Below are 18,591 nucleotides of genomic sequence, written 5' to 3'. Positions count from 1 at the left end.
CGAGTAAAAACGCCTCAAGGTTGCAGCCTCTGGACGCAGAACTGCGGATTGGTCTTGCAGATGTTGGGCAGGGGGTCCAGGACGATGATTGACCGTGGCTCGGTCCGCACCAGGACCAGGGCGTTGACGTTGACCTTGGTACCGACGTCGGGATTCACGCCCACCACCACGCAGGGCCGGAAGAGCGGCTCAAACGCGGAACCGAAGCATTGCGAGCCCTGGGTGAAGTCCAGCTGGATTTTCGCAGCCTGGAACGCAGTCTTGGCGTCCTCGATCCGCTTGCCCAGGACGTCCGGCACTGTGGGGCGCGCAGGAATGGCGACCTCGATGTTGACGGTGCTGCCGCGGCCTGCGGTTTCGCCGCCATTCGGGGTCTGCTTGACCACGGTGCCTTCGGTCTCGGCGCTTTCCACCTGGCTGCTGCCGACCTTGAACCCGGCATCCGTGAGGATCTTCACCGCTTCGGCCTCCGGTTTGGCCTTCACGTCCGGGACGTTGGCGTCCTTGAAGATGAAGAACAGGATTGCGCCGACGATCGCCAGGAGCACCACCCCGCCGATGATCACCCACAACCACGGGAACGGTTGCGGCGGCTTGGGTGCCTCGGCCGCCGGCACCTTGAGGGTGACCACATGCGCCTGGTCGGCGTAGTCCTCGGGAGCGTCATCCGCGGAATAGGCGATCAACTTCACGGGGTAGTTCCCTGCCGTTGCACCTGTGGTGTCGAAGTTGACCACGTACTGTTCGGTGGCGCCGGCGGCTATGGTCCGGAGCGGGTTGGGGATGGTGGTGTACGTCTTCGACGGCGGATTGGTCACCTGCCCGGGGAAGGCGCCCAGGACCACGCGCTCGGCTTCGGGCGAGCCGTTGGTGACTGATGCCGTGAGTGATCCTTTGCCGTCCTTGAGAACAACATCGGGGGAGCTCAGCGTCATGGTGATAGTGGTCATGGCATAACTCCTCTGTGGACGGTTGCGAGGGTAGTCAGGGTCATTTCAGCCTCCGGGTTCCAGCAACTGGAGCGCACAGGCGCCGATCAGCCGGCAGGTGATGCCCAGCTCTCCGCCCGACGTCCCAAAGGTCAGGTCCACGGTCTTCCCCGGATCGGAGTCCTGCTGGGCGCGGGTCCCTTGCAGGAAGAGGGTCACCGTGACGGGCTGTTGGGGAGCCAGCCTGGCCCGTTTGGTGGGTGGCCCGAAGTAGAACGGCCCGCCGCCGAAATCTTTCACCGCCAGCACGCATCCTCCGTTGACCACCAGCTGGGCGTCCGACACCGTGCAGGAACCAGCCGTGACGGTGAAGTCCGCTGCGGTAAGCCGTGCGCCGCCGCCCGCTCCCGAGATGCCTGCCTGCCAGTCCGGGGCGGCATTGTTGTTACCGCCGCCGCAGCTGACACCGAACACCAGCACCAAGACGGCGACCACCCCGCAGGCGATCACCACCAGGATCGGCATCCGGTTCTCCTTGTTCATCGCGGGCGACCGTTCATCGCGGGCAACCGTTCATCCAACGTCACCCGGTTCCGGCAGCAGTACCAGCTGGTCCGTAACGTGCGCCGGCTTCATGCCTTTGACGATCCGGCCCACCAGCTCAAGGTGCCCGGCGGCGTCCGCAGGCACCAGTACCTTGATATGGAACTCACCTGGGACGGATTCGACGGCGAACCCGGGGACGCCCGTCGCAAGGTGCAGGAACCGGGTGAGCCCATCCACGGTGCCGCGCCGTGACGACAGGTCCGCCGCGGCTGCGATGAGGTCCCGCTGCCTCGCGACGGGAATGGTGCCGGGATGTGTACTGTCCGCTGTGGCCGTGCCGGGATCGGGCAGCGTCAACCAGTCCAGGTCCACCCAGTGCGAGAGGAATGGAATCAACGACGCCGGTGCGCGCCTTGGGTCCGGAACGGTGTGGATGCGGTCCAGGACTTCCCGGACGGGCCCCTGCATATCCTCGGCCACGGCCATGAGTGCCCGCATGGCAGGGCTCGTGTCCGCGGCTACCTGGAACACCTCCGGGAGGACCTTGAGGAGCCTGGACCCCGACGGTTTCACGGGATCATCCATGGCCATGGACCACCTCAATCCGGTGGTCTCCGGAACAGAACAACCACGTGTCCGGCAACGTCACCACATCCGCCACCACACGGCGTGTGCAGCTCGCCCAGGACACGGCGTTGTCCGTGCTGCGGTATACGCCCTTGGGCCCGGCTGCAAGCACCATGGCCGCTCCGCCGGGGCCAACAGCGCCCGAAACAGACCGCACGGGCTCAAAGCGGGTCCGGTCACGCAGGGGCAGGTTGCAGTTCACATCGGGGACGCTCCACTGCGCCGAGGCCTGTCCCAGCTGCAACCGGAGAACCCCGCCGCTTTGGGTGGCAGCGTAGGCGGCGTTGCCCATGACATGCACGCCCCAGCAGCTGCCGCCGGTCCAACCTGCACTGAACTGCTCCCAGGACTCCATGAACTGCTGGTCGAAGTCAGTCCTGCCCAGTTCATCAATCTTCAGCCGGAGGCAACCCGTCCCTGTGCCCTCAGGAACCGCGCGCCCCACCCACACGTAGCTTGCGCCGCCGTCGTACTGGACCGTCAGGCAGCGGATGTCCTCCCCGGCTGCCTTGACCTGTTTGAAGCTTCCGGCGGTTCCGGCGTCCGGGGAGAGCCACACGCCCGCCGACGCCTCGGCCGCCACCACCACGCCCGTCCTGCCGCGGATATCCACCAGGGCGTCCACGGCGTAGAAGCCGCGGTCCGGCTGGCTGGTGTCCACCACGTTCTGGACCGGGATGGCTCCTTCCGTAACGGGCAGTTCGTACAGGCCGCGCTCGCCGGCCAGGAGCAGCAGGGGCTCGCCTTGGCGGTCCACCCAGCACAGGTCTGCCACCACAAAGCCGAGCTCCGCGGCCTTCCGCCATGACTCGCCAAGGTCCTCGCTGATGTAGATCCGGGAGCCCGTGCCCGTGACGGTGCTGACCGCCACCATGCCGGGGTGGCGTTCGGGTCCGGCCCGGCCGGGTGCGGGGGAGCGGAAAGGTGCAATGGAACGGACGGTTTCGTCGTCCCCGTCGGCGAAGTCGGCGCACGCCTCCCAGCCGTCAGCGGCGTTCGTGGTCCGGAACAACGTCCCGTCCTGGCCTACGAACCACGTATTGTCCTGGCCCTCGGCCTGCACCAGTCCCACCGCATCGGTGTCCGGTACCTTGTCCACTTCCAGCCGGACGCGGTCAACGTACTGGACCCCGGGCTCGGCTTCCTCCATGGCCCGGTAGAGGTTGGAGACACGCAACGGCTTGCCGAAGCCCGAACCGTAGGATGACGCATCGGAGCCCAAAGGACTGATGCTTTCTGACAAGCGGCCCACGATCCGGTTCTTCACAGCCTGGGCATCCTCGTCGGGACGGACCACGATCCGTGCATCAACCAGCACCTGCTTGTAGAGCCCCCACCGCACCACCGGTTCGGCGCCAACGGTGGATCGCCTGCGAAGATACGCTTCCACTTCGGAGCGCACCTCTTCCCGCGACTGGGCTTCGAGATCCGCGGCGCGCACCGGACTGTGCCCGGGGCCGCGACCGGCGGGGACAAACGGCACCAGCACAATCTCCACTTCCCCCGGACGCGCGAACGCCCACAGGTCCCTCCGCGTGAAGGCCCGCGCCCGCGCCACCCCGCCGTGGCGGCGTGCCAAAACCTCATAGTCGCGAACGGTCACCGCACGGTCACGCGCTTGGAAATCCTGGGGCGCGCGGCGAAGGGCGTTCTCCAACGACTCCCCGTCGCGGCCTCCCGTGGCAGGCTCCGGATTGGTCACCTTGGCCCCCGGCACCGGCGTCCGAAGCACCGTCAACTGCCCGGCCCCGACGTTGCCCGACGCGCCGCCGCCGCTGCGGTACCAGGCCCGGACCTCTGCTCCCGGACCGGGGACCAGCACCGGGTCCGACCTCCCGGCCGACTCCTCGTCCCACCACGCGAACATCACGACGCCGGCACTGCGGTCGATCCGCACCGGCACCTCCCCGGGGCCCGCGTCGGCGAACGCCTCCACCTCCTGGCAATAACGGAAGGGTTTGCCGTCCACCAGCACCGCCTCGCCGCTGGCAAGCCGCGTCCCCGGTGGAACCTCGACGGCGATTGCCAGGCCGGCGCCGGAAACGATCGGTGCATTGGGGATCACCATGCTCTGGCCCGGCCTGCCTGTTCCCGTACCGATCGGGATGGCGTCGTACATGGTGACGTCGGCTGCGTCGACCAGGACGCTCGCCTGGCCGGACGCCAGAGTGGCTGCCGCCGTCGTCGTGAATAACGGCTGTGATGTCCCCGGCACGCCGGGCGGGCAGCTGACCTGGGTGCCGCGCGGGATCCGGATCTCCTCGTCGGCATTCGCCGCGGACGCGCGGCTGAACTCCAACACCGTCTCAGCGCAGGACGGCGGATAAAGGGCCGTGCCGAGGAGGTTCAGGTAGACGGCGTAGAGCTTGTCCGGGACCCGGTTCACCCGGTACATGAGGGTATCGGTGAGGTACGCGAAGGCCTCCACGATGGTGATCCCGGGGTCGTGCACGGAAAGGTCAGTCCACTCGGGCGCTACCTGCCTGATGCGCTCGCGGGCCCCTGCCACAAGGTCGGAAAAATCGCGGTCGTCGAGGTTGGGGACGGGGATGCTCACGCCACACCTCCGGATTCGACGGGAAGGGCTATGACAATCTGGTCCTCCATGTGCGAGGTGCGGACCCGGTACTTGAGCCGCACCTCAAGGACCTCGGGAGCCTCCGGAGACCGCGAGGCATCCAGGGAAAGGACCGTGATCCTGCGCTCCCACTGCTCAACCGCCCTGGCCACATAGTGGATCGCCAGCCCGGCCGTGGTGTCGTCAGCCGGCGCGAAAGCCAGGCGGAACAGATGGCAGCCGTAGGTGGGACGGTTCACGCGTTCGCCGGGCCGGGTGCTCAAAAGGAGCAGGAGGGCCTGGCGGATGGAGGCGGCGTCGGTCACCGTGGCGAGCCGTCCCGCCGGAGTGATCCTCAAGCCTGGAGGCCCCGCCGCGGCGTCAAAGTCGGGGTGGATGAAAGCCGCTGATTTGTAGCGCGGGGTGCTCATCGTCCGCGGCTTCCCATGATCCGGCTCATGATCCGGCCCCCACCAGCGTCTGGCCCGGCCGGCGGACCGTGTACTTGACCGCGCCCGGAGGGGTCCCGTCCGTGAAACCCTCCACAGTGTCCAGGCACACGGCCTTGCCGCCGATCCTGATGAAAGCCGAATAGCCCCTGATCACCGGCAAGGTCTTCCGGCAGGGCTTGATGTTGATGCTGATATGCGGGCACATGGAGATGTCCCGGCCCTGCGGATCCGTTGCCACCAGGACGGGAGAACCCGTGACCCGCACCCACTCCTGCGACGGCACGTTCTCCACCTTGCCGTCGTGTCCGCAACGGAGGATGGCTTCTTTGACCAGGACCTTCATGCCGCCTCCATGCTCAGGCTTCCTCGAAATCCACAGACTTGGCCCTGATCTTCATGGCCCTGCCCGGAGCTTCCAAAACAAGGTCCGTCGCGGCGGAAATCCGGAGCTCGTCCGGTCCCAAATGCACCGATGAGCCGTGCCCGTCCGTGAAGCTGACCGTGCGCGCACCGCCGTCGAGCATGATCTGTTGGCCGTCCGCGCTGCGGAACGTATAGCGGCTCTCGCGGGGCGTATTCACGTGATGGTCCGGCGGCTGTTCGGCGCCGTAGAGCCCGCCCAGGACGATTGCCTGGGCGGGGTCGCTCGCCGGGAGCAGAACCAGGACGTGGTCGCCGGGGGCAGGGGGCGCCACCATTCCCTTGCCGGGGCCCGCGGCCGCCATGAGGACAGGTGCCCACAGGGTTTCCAGGTCCGGATAGGCAGGCAGCCGGACCCGGACCCTGGCGCGGGCCTCGGGATCGTTGGTGTCCGCGATGGCTCCAAGGGTGAAAACATCCGGCCTGCGTTCGGGGACGGGAGAGGACGGCCTGGTGGTCAGCGTGGTTTCGTAGCCGGTGCCGTCCAGCCTGTGTGCTGCGCTCGCGATCAAGTATGTACCCTCAACGGACGCCGATACCCCGGTGATCCGGACCCGGCCACCCGCCCTGAGCTTCGGGTTGCCCTCCGCGATGAAAACACCCGACACCTGGCCTGCGATCCTGGCATCCAGCTCAGCCTGCGCAAGTCCGGCCGCGAGCGCCGGCGAGTCGAAGAGCTCGTTGTCCCGGATGACGTCGCCACCTGCGCCTACGCTGGCCAGGCCCGGGTCTGCGGTGACGTGGGCTTTGGAGTCGCTGGTGCTGGTTTCTGCTTGGTGGAGGGAAGCATCCTCCGCACGCCAGCCGTGAGTTGTTGCGCCGGCATAGGCGGGCTCCTGGCTGACCTCGATCTCGGCCGAGTGGAGCGTGGAGCCAAGCGTCAGTTCCAAGGGTTCGCCTTCGCCGTCGAGCCCCACGAGCTTCAGGTTGCCGTCATGGGCGACGGGGTAGGCGCCGACCCTGGCGCTTTGTTCAACCAGCAGGCTCAGGTCCGTGCGGGCGCACTGGTAGACGTGGCCCAGCCGCTCATTGCCGCCCACCACGCTCAGGCCGGTGCCTTCGCAAAGGGTTTTGGCCAGTGTTGCGAGGTCGGTGTCCTCGTGGAGCCGCGTGTATTGGCGTTTCCTCAGCCGGTGCAAGGCATCGTAGGCGCGGATGCGGATTTCCTGGCCAAGGTCGGCCCCGTAGCCGTACTCCACCACGGTCACTTCGCCGGCGAACAGCGCCGTCCGTTGGCCGCCCAGCTCCACCCGGAGCGCGTCCCCGGGTGCGGGGTCCACCCCGCCGCGCGCCGCAGCAGTGCGTCCCGGGCCGGGGCGCCAGGAAATGAGGCATTGGGCCGGCCTCGCTAGGGAACTGAGGACATTGACGGAGACGATCGCTGCCGTTTCCGCCGTGGTGAGGCGTCGCCGGCCCAGGGTGACGATCAGCTCGGGAAGTCCTTGGAGTTGCCTCATGACGCCTCGCCCATGGGTGGGACGGCCAGGGGGCCGTTGAAGTGCGCGGGATCATCCACGTTGTTGTATTCAAGGAGCAGTTTCCAGAGCAGGGGCGTCCCGAATGCTTCAATGGACAAGCGTCCCAACTCGGCCGGCGGCACCTCGGGAAGGAGCCCGCCGTCGGGAGTCAGTGCGTCCCGGTCTGTGCTGCCGTCGCCGGTGACCGGCAAGGTATCCACCGGCGGTGCGGTCAGGTCCACGGGAGGAAGCCTCCGGGCGAGTTCGTAGTTCTCCCCGCCTTCCTCGTCCGCGGCTTGGCCGACGCGGACGAACACCATCCGCATCCAGGAACGGAGGGGCGAACCGTCCGGGGCGAACCGGTCAAAGCGCTCCGCCACTTCCGTCACGATGCCCGGCACGTTCCACGCGCGGCCCCACACGAACCGGACCGACGGCGGCCGGCGCTGGCGTTCCACTTCGGCGCTGTTTTCCGCGAGCGCCCAGATGGGGCGGGTCATTTGGCGGACGTCCTGGACGTGGAGCAACGCCGGCGCGAGGTCGACGTCGAAGAGGAGATCCAGCCGCAACTCGGTGTGGCCGCCGCCTGTGAAGAGGAGGGGATCGTCGGCCAGGCCGGTGCCGCTCAGCTTGCCGCCCGCGCTTCTTCGGGGCTCAACACCGGCGGAGCGTTGCATCACCACCGTTTCCGGGTTGAGGAGGCAGCCCAGGTGTTCCCCGGTGTCCTCGATCAGGAAAGCGACCCGTTCCATGTCAGAGCGCTCCGTGTTCCTGGTCAATCCGGGTCTGCCGGGCCATGGCACTGGTCAGGGTTGCCCCGTCCACAGGTGCTGACCGGGAAGGACGGCGAACGAGTTCCGGCCACACCCCGGGAAGTGCCGGAGCCGGGGTGTGCGCGTTGGCATGGGCGCGGGTCTGCCGGGGTTGGCTGCGTTGTGGGACCCGCTGTGCGCGCTTTGTTGGTTCGTTGGGACGCAGAGCGGGCCCCGCACCGGGTGTGCTTGTGGGTGCTTGGAGTGTTTCAGGGTGGGAGGGCGCGCGAAGCCTAAGGGTTGGGGTTCGTTGTGGGGCCTGCTGTGCGCTCTTTGTTGGTTCGTTGGGGCGGAGAGTGGGCCCCGCAGGGGGTGTGGGTTCCTGTTGTGGGGCCTGCCGTGCGCTCCTAGTTGGTCTGTTGGGGCGCAGAGTGGGCTCCGCACCGGGTGTGCTTCTTGGCGCTTGGGGTCTTTCAGGTTGGAAGGGTGTACGAAGCCGCAGGACGGGGGTTCGTTGTGGTGCCTGCTGTGCGCTTTCCGGGTGCTCGTCAGTACGCGGAGCGGGCCCGGCAACGGGTGTGGGTTCCTGTTGTGCGCTTTCCGGGTGCTCGTAAGCACGCAGACTAGGCTCCGCAACGGGTGTGCTTGTTGGTGCTTGGGGTCTTTCAGGTTGGGAGGGCGTACGAAGCTTTAGGGTTGGGGTTCGCTGTGGGGCCTGCTGTGCGCGCCACAGTCGCGGGATAGCACGCTGAGCGGGACCGGCAACGGGTTGTTCGGCGGTGGGCTCAACGTGTGGTGCCCGCAGTGCGCGCCAAAGTCGCGGGGTAGCACGCAGAACGGGCCCCACAACGGGGTTGGGAGCTGCGGGGTTGGGAGCTGCGGAGTTGAGACCCATCCGCTTGGGCGCGGCGGAAGGTGCCAACCCGGCGTTCCGCAGCAACGCAACCCAATGCTCGGGTGCGTCCGCCAGGTCAAAGGCGCGTTCCGCCGTCGTCGTCTCAAGAGTCGTACTTTCAAAACCCGCGACGCCGGAGCCGCCGCCTGGTTCCACCCACGCCGCTGCCCGGCGCAGGCGCCCGGCCAAGGCCCGCCGCCAGGAAGCCCGGGCGCCCGAGGGGACGTCAAGCGACGGGAGCGCGGGCATCGTCGAGCTCCAGGCGGTCGTAGGCGATGCTCAGGGTCTCGATGGCGAGGTCCTTGCCGAGGGCGTCCAGCGGTGCGCCGAACCAGTCGCAGGGCCAGGCTCCCAGCAGGTTCCAGCGCCGCACTTCCGTGGAACCCGCGTCGTTCAGCATGGCGATGGAGACGTTGCGCCGCTCGACCGTCCCGTTCACGGCCTTGAACAGCCACTGGAGCATCTCGGTGGAATCGGTGAGCCCGTATTTCAACGTCACCGGGGTGTATTCCACTTGGCCCGGGATGACGCGCACGGTGCTGTTTTCGCCGCCGGAACGGTACAGGATGCGGCCGATCTTGAGGCCCAGGCCCTCCACTTTGGTGAAGTGGCCCTGCACCACTCCTTGGATGACCAGCTTGAAATTGTAGGCCCGGTACGGGTCCACCACGTTGCCCGGTTGCGCTGCAGGTGTTGGGGTGCTCATGTCAGGCTCCTCCGCTCTCTGTTTCGCTGGTGTTGTCCGCGGATTGCATGAGCTTGAAGATCACGAATTCCGCCGGCTTCACGGGTGCGATGCCGATCAGCGTGACCACTTGCCCGGCGTCGCGGACTTCGGGAGGGTTGGTTTCCTCGTCGCATTTCACAAAGAACGCCTGTTGAGGGGTAGTGCCAAGCAGCGCTCCGTCCCGCCAAACGTTCGTGAGGAACGCCCCGATGTCGCGTCGGATGGACTTCCACAGGGTGTGGTCGTTGGGTTCGAACACCACCCAGCGGGTCCCGTCCGCCACGGATTCCTTGATCATGTTGGTCAGGCGCCGGACGTTGATGTACCGGTACTCGCTGGCCTCGGGAGCCTTGGTCCGCGCGCCCCAGACCCGGATTCCTTCGCCGGGGAAGTATCGGATGCAGTTCACGCCGGCAGGGTTCAGGACCTCCTGCTCACCGCGGCTGACGCGCCGCACCAGGTCGATTGCGCCTTGGATCGGCTCGTTGGCGGGCGCCTTATGGACGCCGCGGGTCGCGTCCACGCGCGCCCACACCCCCGCGATATGGCCCGACGGCGGTTGGGTTACCTTCTTGCCGGAGACCGGATCGATCATCACGATCCATGGGTAGTACAACGCCGTATAGCCGCCGGGGGACTGGGGTGCGCCGAGGTCCTGTTGTTCTCCGGCTTCCGTGCTAGCCACATCCGGTCCGTCCCGGCCGTCCGGCTTGTTAGAACCATCCGGCTTCTCAGCACCATCCGGCTCGTCGCCATCCTCCGGTTCATCGGGCCCGGTGTCCGCCGAATCTTCGGCCAGGGCATCCGGGGTCCCGGGAACCCCGGAGGTCGCCGCCCGGGTGAGCGCACCGACGTCGTCCACTTTCTCCACGGTGTCCAGGATCGCCATCCGGTCCTGGCGGAGCGGATGTTCCACGTGGGCCTGCAGCGCTGCGTACGCCTCGGCGGTGGCGTAGCCCGGGGCGGCGACTATGGAGAGGTCGTCCACGGCTTCGAAGAGGGTCAGCCCGGTGGGCGCCGAGGCGGTTCCGGTCAGGCTGCCGCCCGGGCCGATGTTCACTACGTAGCAACGGCTTCCTCCGTTGGAGAAGAAGCCGTACACAGCGTTGGAGAGCGGGGTACCCGCCGTCGCGGTCCCGACGTATTGGTCCACGAATTGCGTCCAGTTATCCAGGACGCGGAGCTCATCGACCAAGGCGTCGTTGTCCGGAGCCAGGCCGACGAATCCGGCGATGCTGGTGTTCACCTGTCCTATTGCGCGTGCCCCGCTGGGGACTTCCTGTACGTAAACGCCTGGCGCCTGGTAATTCGCCATGGTGCGCTCCCTTCCCTACCCGCACATGGGCGGGTTCAGGTCCACCGGATGATGACCGGCAGGCTGCTGGTGCTGGCCGAGACTTCCCGTTCGGTGCCGTGGACCGCAACGGCGAAGTGCTGGAGTTCGTCCGCCGAGGCCAGGACCTCAAAGTGGCCGGTCGCATCACTGACGACCGCCGTGGCGGAGGAATGGGCGTGGATGTAGGCGTCGGGGATGCCTTTGTTGTGGACGTCCACCAGGCGTCCTTGGATTCTGCGGGCGACTCCGGTCTTGGCCACGAGCGGTTCCAGGACCGGCGGGCCGGACGGTTCTTCGAAGCGAAGGGGTACCGGGATGCGCACCAGGAAGCCGAGCCCGTCGCGGATGCTTTCCTGGTACTCGCCGGGCCGGTATTCGTTGCTGGAAACAATCGAGTACTGGCTGTGGCGTTCCACGGACAAAAGCAGTTGCTCCATGTTGTCCAGTTGTTCCGGGCCGTGGCATTCCACCGCGACCCGCAGCTCCAGGTCCAACACGGGACCGTCGCGGCGCGAACGGCCAACCCTGTCGAGGGCGACGGCGTGGACAGTCACGGGAGCTTCGGGAGGGGAATCGGCGCCGTGGGGGGAGTCGTCGTCGAACCTTACGCGTTGGGGAGCGACGGCGTCGGAAAGGACTCCGAGAAGGTCGGACAGCGACGAACGCACATAGCCCACGGCAGAACCCCAGCTGGAAGGTGATCCACAAACGTAACTGGGAATAGGGTACTCCCGCAGTTGCCCGTAGTCACTGGGGAAACAGGGGTAACTCCATTCGTTTGAAAAGTCGCATGGGAGGGGCCCGGGCCGGTGCCGGCAACTGCCAACCGGGACAGGTGCCGGCACCGCGCCGGGAATCAGGCCAGGCCGGGCACGCGGTCGTTGATGGTGAAGGATTTTCTGGTACTCACCGGGGCTCCGGGCTTGGTGACGTAGTCCAGGACGCGGAAGTCTGCCGTCATGGAGTCCTTGGTAATTCGGGTGTTCACGTATCCGCGGTTGTCGTTGTAGAACTTCAAGTGCGGGTTCCATGCCATGGTTGCGTCCGTGGTGGATCCCGAACCGTCTCCCGTGGAGGTGATGGAGCTGCACACGAGTTCGGAACCGACAACCGGCGACTCCGGATCCTTATAGTCCACTTTCAGGTCCGTGGCCCAGTGCCGGTGCACGTCGCCGGTAAGTACGACGGCGTTACGGACCTTCGCGTCAACCCAGCCTTGGGTGATACGCCGGCGGGAGGCGGCGTAACCGTCCCAGCCGTCCATGGAAACGTCGTCGATGTCGGGAGCCTTGTTACGGTCGCGCTCGGCGAAGAAGACCTGCTGGCCAAGGATGTCCCACCGCTGGGTGGAGTTCCTGAAACCGTCCAACAGCCATTTTTCCTGTTCGGCTCCCGTGATGGTCCGGTTCTCGTCTAGGCGTTCGGCCACATTCTTGCGCCAGCCGTCGCCGGCGAGCTGGTCGTCGCGGTACTGCCGTGTGTCCATCATGTGGAAGTTGGCCAGTTGGCCCCATTGGATGGTGCGGTAGATCTTCATGTCGAAGCCGGCCGGGAGCGAGGAAGGGCGCAGCGGCATGTTCTCATAGTACGCCTGGAAGGCAGCTGCACGACGTTGCCGGAAGTGTTCAGTGGTGTCGTTGAGCTGGGCAGGATCGCTGTTTTCCGGGATCTCGTCCGCCCAGTTGTTGTCCACTTCATGGTCGTCCCAGACCACCAGCCACGGTGCGATGGCGTGGGCTGCCTGGAGGTCGGCGTCGGCTTTGTACTGCGCGTGGCGCTGGCGGTAGCCTGCCAGGCTGACAGTTTCCGGGCCTTCATGGTCGCGCGGGTTGCCGCCGCCGATCACATAGCTGTCCTTCTTGTATTCGTACAGGTAGTCGCCCAAGTGGAGTACCAGGTCCGGGTGGTCCTCAGCCAGGCGCTTGTAGGCCGTGAAGTAGCCGTGCTCGTACTGGGCGCAGCTTGCGAAGGCCATGGCCAGGGCTGCGGGAATCTCCCCGGGCGCGGGGCTGGTCATCGTGCGGCCGGTGTCGCTCAGGTGGCGGCCGGTGCGGAACCGGTAGAAGTATTCGCGGCCGGGTTTGAGGCCTTTGAGTTCCACGTGCACCGAGTGGGCGGACTCGATCCGGGCCTGTTCGACGCCGCGGGCTACTACCCGGCGCATGTGCGGGTCCTCTGCCACTTCCCAGGCCACCGCAACGTTGCGGGACGGCATGCCGCCCAGGCCGTCTTCGGCCACGGGGTTGGCGGCCAGCCGGGTCCAGATGACGAAGCCGTCCGGCCACGGCTCCCCGGAAGCTACGCCGAGCGTGAAGGGATTGGTGCGGAGTCCGGCGTCGTCTGCTGTTGAAACGGCGACGGCGGTGTGCGGCAAGGCGGCAATCAAACCGGCCCCGAGGCCGGCGGATATGAGGGATCTGCGGGTGATGTTCTCCATGCCCTCGACGCTAGGAAGCCTTAGTTGACAGGCGCCGAGAGTGGTGTGAACTGCCGGTTAATTGTGTGACAAAAAGCGTTAACTCGCTGCTGTGTCATAGGCGGGGTGCTGGTCGCACGAACTGCTGCACCGAATCAGGACGTAAGCCCCTATGCGGCAGATGGGCATGGTCGGGAAGCTGGGTGTATGCACGTTGACAGTGTCAGATCAGGACGCCGCACCATCACCGCGCGGGTGCTGGCGGTGGCCGGGACAGTCCTGGTCGGAATTCCCTTAGCGGCGCCCATCTTTCTTGCGGCGATCTTCTTCGTGAGGTCCGGCGGCTTTCATCTTGACTTCCTCATGCCCGGGGAACTCTTCGTGGTGGTCCTTGGCGGAGGTGTGGTCCTGTTTGCCTCCAGCCTGGTTTCGCGGCAACGACGCAACCTCACCGGATGGCTGGTGTTGGCGGTGGGGGTCCTGTTCGTCGTCAGTATGATCCTGGCGATAACCACGGGCCTGGCCTCGGGAGAGGCGCCGGCAGAGGGCTGGCCGCTTGCCATTGTGCTTGGATCCTACGGTCTCTACCTAGTGGCGGTGGTCGCCCTCTTCGTGGAGGGTGTGGGGCTTTGCCGCCGCCTGTTCGCTGCGGCTCCCGCCTTCAACTTTCCACATGCGGGGATTGGGGGCGGCTTGGCCGGACCAAAGAGAGACCGCTCATAGGCCCCTCCAAGGTTCCTTGTTTGGGGACGCGATGGGTTCTCATGCCATTGAACGGTTGCGGGTGCGCCGACAGTGCCACTTCATTCGCAGCCCACAACTTCAGGTGCAACACTGGCCCGTCGCGCCGCGAACGACCATCCTGTCAGTCCGCCAGGGAACAGCATGCAGGCTGTCCCCTGGCGGTGCGGCAGCTTCCTCGAGAGCCGGTAGACCGTGTCAGACCTCCAGCGCGTCGTCGTGGAAGCGACGCAGGGGCTTGCCGGCCGTTTCGCGGATGAAGATTGAGGCGACCCCCAGGGCGATGACAGCAACAACCGTGACGTAGATGGCCGGGGCCAGCGAATTTCCGGTGGTCGCCACCAACCAAGTAGCCAGGTAGGGTGCGGTTCCACCGAAAATCGCGTACGTGACGTTGTAGCTCAGTCCGGAGGCCGTGTAACGCACGTCCGTGGAAAACATCTCGGACAGCAGCACCGAGGTCACCACGTTGGCGGACACCGCGCCCAGGGCGATCAGCGCCTGGCTGGCCACGGCACTGCCCAAGGTCCCAAGCTCGGCCAGCATGTACGCGGGGATGGTCATCACTGTCAGCAGGACCGCGGCCATCTGCATCATGCGACGTCGGCCGATCCGGTCCGATAACCGCCCCACGACAGGAGCGAGTGCCGTGGCGAACAGGAGTGCGACAAGGCTGGAGAGCAGGGCCAGGCTCTGATCCAGTCCCACCACCCGGGTGAGGAACGTGGACATATAGGTGGAGAAGATGTAGAAGGACAGAGCCGTCAGCATGACAAACCCGCCAAGCCTGAGCATCTGGGGCCACTGACTGCCAACAACTGCACCCAGGCTCAATTTCGGGCGGTCGGCTGAGTCTTTGACCATGGCCTCGAACTCGGGTGACTCGTGAAGCTTGGAGCGGATGTAGAACGCGACCAAGCCCATGGGGATGGACAACAGGAACAATGCACGCCATCCCCAGTCGCCCATGGCCTCGGCCGGCAACATGAAGCTGAACAGTGCCCCGAGGCCGGCGGCCAACGCAAAGGAAGCGAAGGTGGCCATGGACATCGCGCTGGAGTAGCGGTTGCGCCGGTGGTCCGGGCTGTGTTCCACGGTGTAAATGGTGGCGCCGGCGTACTCACCGCCGGCAGATAGGCCTTGGATGCAACGCGCGATAGCCAGAAGGACCGCGGCCCAGATCCCGATCGTTTCATAGCTGGGGATGAGGCCGATGGCCGCCGTCGATCCGGACATCAGCAACACCGTAAGGATCAAAGTCTGTTTCCGCCCGAGCCGGTCGCCCAGCCTCCCGAAGATGATCCCGCCTAGCGGACGCATAGCGAAGGCGACGGCGAAGATGGCAAAAGTCTCCAGCAGTCCGGTCAGCGGGTCGCCGGATGCGAAGAAGGTGGCAGCGATGTGGGTGGCCATGTAGCCGTAGATCGCGAAGTCGAACCATTCGACAACGGTGCCGGCGAAGGAGGCCCCCACAACCTTTCGGAGGTGCCCGGCACTCACTTTGTGGAGTTCGGGTACGTGGTCTCGATCAATGCTTGGACGGTCGGCCATGGATTTATTGTCCGCGGTAGAGGGCATGGGTTTTCTCGTTTCAGTTGACCTCAGTGGCGGTGCGCCACTTCAGGTGAGAGTGATCCGTTTCACAACATGTTGCTCGTATAGCAATTTAGACCCGCATAGAGCAACAAACAACCCCCTAGGTGGACATTTTTAGATCCAAGTCTTTTGTGGAATTTCCGGGCTCCAGGTGACCGCGGTCAGAGCGTGATTCTTGCGCAAGGCATTTCGGCCGGCCTCTAGCGCTCTGCAGTTTCGTGCGTTACTGTAGCCAACACAGCAACTTAGTTGCTAGGAAAGAAACATCTATACGAATGAGGAAAGAGAACCATGACAGTAGAGACACAGACGGCAAGCGACATAGAAGCCCGCCTCGCAGCAGTGCTCCAGGAGGCATTCGAGGCAGGCACCGATATCTACAACGAGCGGGGATTCAAGCGTCGGATCGGCTACGGCAACCGCCCGGCTGTTATCCACATCGATCTGGCGAACGCCTGGACCCGCCCGGGCCACCCGTTCAGCTGCCCGGGCATGGAGGAGATCATCCCGAACGTTCAGCGGATCAACGAAGCTGCACGGGCCAAGGGTGTTCCTGTCTTCTACACCACAAACGTCTACCGCAACCGGGATGCCACCTCGGGGACTAACGACATGGGTCTGTGGTACTCGAAGATCCCTGTGGAGACCCTTCCGGCGGACTCCTACTGGGCCCAGATCGACGACCGCATTGCGCCGGCGGAAGGCGAGGTTGTGATCGAGAAGAATCGCGCGTCTGCATTCCCGGGTACCAACCTCGAGCTGTTCCTGACGTCCAACCGCATCGACACCCTGATCGTCACCGGCGCGACAGCGGCCGGGTGCGTACGCCACACCGTTGAAGACGCGATCGCGAAGGGGTTCCGCCCCATCATTGCCAGGGAAACCATCGGCGACCGCGTTCCGGGCGTCGTGCAATGGAACCTTTACGACATCGACAACAAGTTCGGTGACGTTGAATCGACGGACTCTGTGGTGGATTATCTGAACGGTCTCCCGCAGTTCGAGGACACGGTTCCGAAGACCCTTTCGGACCCCCAGCCCGAAGTGGCTGCCCCCGCGGACCCCGCCTAAGCCGTTTCACCTTTGCTGATACACCTGCGGGCGGAATCCCCGTATTGACCTGAAAGCCGGCACCCCTGATGGGTGCCGGCTTTCCAGGTTAGTTAAGTGCTGAGGAAACGTGGCGTCCCTTGTGGGCGAGGTCGCTCAAGGAACTTTTGCTGCATCAGCCCGGAAGAGAAGCAGACCAGCCCAAGCGGATGGAAATTTCCGATGCCGCCTGTTGCGCGGCCTGAACAAGAGAGTCCTTGACCCCTTCTTTCTGCACCCTCGAACGAGGGGCAGAGACAGTAATGCAGCCCACCACCTTGCCGCGGTAGTCCCGAACCGGAGCGGAGACCCCAAACTCCTCTTCGGCGGACAGGCCATCGTTGACGGCATACGCTTGATGGGCAACTTCCTTCAGATGGGTGGCGATGTCCTCCGGCAGGCCGTCATCTTTGGCGCGCAGTATCCTTCCGGAATCAACGAGGTCAGCGGCCAGTGCCGGCGGCAGTTCCGCCAGAAAAACCCTTACCGATGAACTTTCGAATTTGTTGTACCGAGTCCCGATCCAGGCGGTGTGTTTAACCTGGTGCGGACTGGCCACCTGCTCCACCACGATGGCCTCGGCGCCGTTCCACACGGAGATGGCGCTTGTCTCGTTGGTGTTTGCGGTGAGTTGTTCCAAATAGGGGACTGCGGCACGCCTCACGTCCAAGTCCGCCAGAAGCGGTCCGGACAACGCAAGTAGCCCCAGCCCCAGCCGATACCGGCCCGTCTCCTCATCCCGCTGGACGTAGCCTGCATCTGTAAGGCCGCTCAGAATGCGCGAAACCGTGCTCTTGTGGAGGCCTACGCGTTGGGCCACCTCTGTCACACCCAGAACCGGATTCTGAACCGAAAAGGCTTCCAGTACAGCAAGACCATTTAGCAGCGACGCCGCAGCGCCCTGGACTTGGCTGTTGTCCTGTTTCGGCCTGCCTGCCATGCGTATCCCTTCGCCGTGTCAATGCCCCGCGCTTTTGGCCCATCATATGCCGCGTGCGCATCAGACCGCGGCCACGGTGTGCTTCCACCATTGCACGGTCGCTGCCGCCGCCTCAGGGAGCGGCGTCGGTTCCAGGCCAAGAAGGCGTTGGCTCTCCGCCGAGTCCATCACGAACGGCCGCTCGAACTGATAGAGCATCTCCGCCACCTCCCGCATGTCTTTGGACACCAGGCCAGCGCCCCGAACAACCCAACCAGGAATGGCCGTTACTTTCGGCGCCGGCAGTCCCGCTGCCGTGGCGTAGGCGGTTGCGAGCCCGCGCTGGGTCAGTGCCGGATTGGTGGGGGCGTGCAGCACGCTGTTCCACAGATCGGGACGCCGGGCTGCCGCAATCATGGCCGCCGCCAGGTCCGGCACATAAGTGAAGGAGTGCAGCTGGTCGGCACTGCCCAGCACTTGGACAGTCTTTCCTTTGAGAACCAGGGGCACCATGCGTTCACCCGCGTGTGCCATCCTGACCCGGGGCCCAAAAAAGTCCCCCGCCACCACGCTCACAGTTTTTGCGGCGTGAGCCTCCCGAGCCTTGAGCAGTTGCGTACGGATGCCGCGTTTGCCTCCGCTCGCCTCGCGGGCCCCGGCCTCTGTCATGTCGCGGTCCGGCTCGCTGTAGGAGTACAGGCTTTCGGGAAAGACGACGACGACGCCCGCGGCTGCCGCTGCATCCATCACCACCTGCTCGGCGTGGGGGAGCTCGGCCTCCCAGGCGGATGCGGAGTACTTGGACCCGTGAATGCAGTGGAAGATCGCCTCTGCGCCCCTGACCGCCTCGGTGAGCCGCGAGGGGTCTGAAACGTCAACTCTCATCCGCTGGATCAACGCATGATCGGGTCCGCTGCCGGAACGCGTCAGGACGCGGACTTCATGGCCTTGGTCTGCCAGTTGCTCTGCGATGGCCGAGCCGACGGGTCCTGCTCCTGTAACGACGTACACGGTGCCTCTTTCCTTGTAATGGTGATTGAGAGAGCACTGCTCTCTCAATCAAGGTTCGGGCAGTGGTCCGCAATTTTCAAGAGCAGTGCTCTCTTTTGCTATCTCCGCTCTTGTTTATGGC

17 protein-coding genes are annotated in these 18,591 nt (G+C 65.2%); 2 read left to right on the top strand and 15 right to left on the bottom strand.

Going from position 1 to position 18,591, the window contains the following annotated elements; all coding sequences use genetic code 11:
* Positions 1-14: 14 nt before the first annotated feature.
* The 12 genes from AUR_RS07445 to AUR_RS07390 form a co-directional block, all read right to left on the bottom strand.
* On the bottom strand, positions 15-950 hold the full coding sequence (locus AUR_RS07445; protein ID WP_062098183.1) for a PASTA domain-containing protein: 936 nt from the start codon (positions 948-950) through the stop codon (positions 15-17).
* A 45-nt stretch (positions 951-995) separates the two neighbouring features.
* Complete coding sequence (locus AUR_RS07440) at positions 996-1,454, bottom strand: hypothetical protein (protein ID WP_128397102.1); 459 nt, start codon at positions 1,452-1,454, stop codon at positions 996-998.
* Positions 1,455-1,502: 48 nt separating this feature from the next.
* Positions 1,503-2,060 carry a phage tail protein gene (locus AUR_RS07435; RefSeq protein ID WP_164888668.1) on the bottom strand — a complete coding sequence of 186 codons (558 nt, stop codon included), beginning with the start codon at positions 2,058-2,060 and terminating at the stop codon, positions 1,503-1,505.
* Positions 2,053-4,659 (bottom strand): baseplate J/gp47 family protein, encoded by a 2,607-nt coding sequence (locus tag AUR_RS07430; protein ID WP_062098177.1) that lies wholly within the window; start codon positions 4,657-4,659, stop codon positions 2,053-2,055. Before AUR_RS07430 ends, AUR_RS07435 begins: the two co-directional genes overlap by 8 nt.
* Complete coding sequence (locus AUR_RS07425) at positions 4,656-5,090, bottom strand: GPW/gp25 family protein (RefSeq protein ID WP_021472895.1); 435 nt, start codon at positions 5,088-5,090, stop codon at positions 4,656-4,658. Before AUR_RS07425 ends, AUR_RS07430 begins: the two co-directional genes overlap by 4 nt.
* 25 nt (positions 5,091-5,115) lie before the next feature.
* Positions 5,116-5,454, bottom strand: a complete 339-nt coding sequence (locus AUR_RS07420; protein ID WP_021472894.1) for a hypothetical protein — start codon at positions 5,452-5,454, stop codon at positions 5,116-5,118.
* A 13-nt stretch (positions 5,455-5,467) separates the two neighbouring features.
* On the bottom strand, positions 5,468-6,988 hold the full coding sequence (locus AUR_RS07415; RefSeq protein WP_062098175.1) for a phage baseplate assembly protein V: 1,521 nt from the start codon (positions 6,986-6,988) through the stop codon (positions 5,468-5,470).
* Positions 6,985-7,740, bottom strand: a complete 756-nt coding sequence (locus tag AUR_RS07410) for a CIS tube protein (protein ID WP_062098173.1) — start codon at positions 7,738-7,740, stop codon at positions 6,985-6,987. The genes AUR_RS07415 and AUR_RS07410 overlap by 4 nt, the downstream gene beginning before the upstream one ends.
* A gap of 1,121 nt (positions 7,741-8,861) precedes the next feature.
* Positions 8,862-9,341 carry a phage tail protein gene (locus AUR_RS07405; protein ID WP_021472891.1) on the bottom strand — a complete coding sequence of 160 codons (480 nt, stop codon included), beginning with the start codon at positions 9,339-9,341 and terminating at the stop codon, positions 8,862-8,864.
* 1 nt (position 9,342) lies between these two features.
* On the bottom strand, positions 9,343-10,677 hold the full coding sequence (locus AUR_RS07400; protein WP_062098172.1) for a phage tail sheath family protein: 1,335 nt from the start codon (positions 10,675-10,677) through the stop codon (positions 9,343-9,345).
* A gap of 35 nt (positions 10,678-10,712) precedes the next feature.
* Positions 10,713-11,375 (bottom strand): hypothetical protein, encoded by a 663-nt coding sequence (locus AUR_RS07395; protein ID WP_021472889.1) that lies wholly within the window; start codon positions 11,373-11,375, stop codon positions 10,713-10,715.
* 179 nt (positions 11,376-11,554) lie between these two features.
* Positions 11,555-13,135 carry an alkaline phosphatase D family protein gene (locus AUR_RS07390; protein WP_062098170.1) on the bottom strand — a complete coding sequence of 527 codons (1,581 nt, stop codon included), beginning with the start codon at positions 13,133-13,135 and terminating at the stop codon, positions 11,555-11,557.
* Positions 13,136-13,321: 186 nt separating this feature from the next.
* On the opposite strand from AUR_RS07390, the gene AUR_RS07385 reads away from it, so the two are divergent.
* The gene (locus AUR_RS07385) at positions 13,322-13,837 is read left to right on the top strand and encodes a hypothetical protein (RefSeq protein ID WP_062098168.1); all 516 of its coding nucleotides are present in this window, start codon (positions 13,322-13,324) and stop codon (positions 13,835-13,837) included.
* 216 nt (positions 13,838-14,053) lie between these two features.
* On the opposite strand, the gene AUR_RS07380 is transcribed toward AUR_RS07385, so the two are convergent.
* Positions 14,054-15,406 (bottom strand): MFS transporter, encoded by a 1,353-nt coding sequence (locus AUR_RS07380; protein WP_062099362.1) that lies wholly within the window; start codon positions 15,404-15,406, stop codon positions 14,054-14,056.
* A 336-nt stretch (positions 15,407-15,742) separates the two neighbouring features.
* Between AUR_RS07380 and AUR_RS07375 the strand changes: the two genes are divergently transcribed.
* Positions 15,743-16,522: an N-carbamoylsarcosine amidohydrolase gene (locus AUR_RS07375; protein ID WP_021472885.1), complete on the top strand. Its 780-nt coding sequence runs from the start codon at positions 15,743-15,745 to the stop codon at positions 16,520-16,522.
* Positions 16,523-16,676: 154 nt separating this feature from the next.
* Here AUR_RS07375 and AUR_RS07370 read toward each other — a convergent pair whose 3' ends face one another.
* On the bottom strand, positions 16,677-17,480 hold the full coding sequence (locus tag AUR_RS07370; protein ID WP_021472884.1) for an IclR family transcriptional regulator: 804 nt from the start codon (positions 17,478-17,480) through the stop codon (positions 16,677-16,679).
* Positions 17,481-17,540: 60 nt separating this feature from the next.
* Positions 17,541-18,470 carry an NAD-dependent epimerase/dehydratase family protein gene (locus tag AUR_RS07365; RefSeq protein WP_062098162.1) on the bottom strand — a complete coding sequence of 310 codons (930 nt, stop codon included), beginning with the start codon at positions 18,468-18,470 and terminating at the stop codon, positions 17,541-17,543.
* Positions 18,471-18,591 lie beyond the last annotated feature (121 nt).

The sequence above is a fragment of the Paenarthrobacter ureafaciens genome, assembly GCF_004028095.1.
Lineage (GTDB): Bacteria > Actinomycetota > Actinomycetes > Actinomycetales > Micrococcaceae > Arthrobacter > Arthrobacter ureafaciens.
The sequence above is the reverse complement of the archived record's forward strand: the minus strand, read 5'-3'. Positions and strand labels throughout refer to the sequence as shown.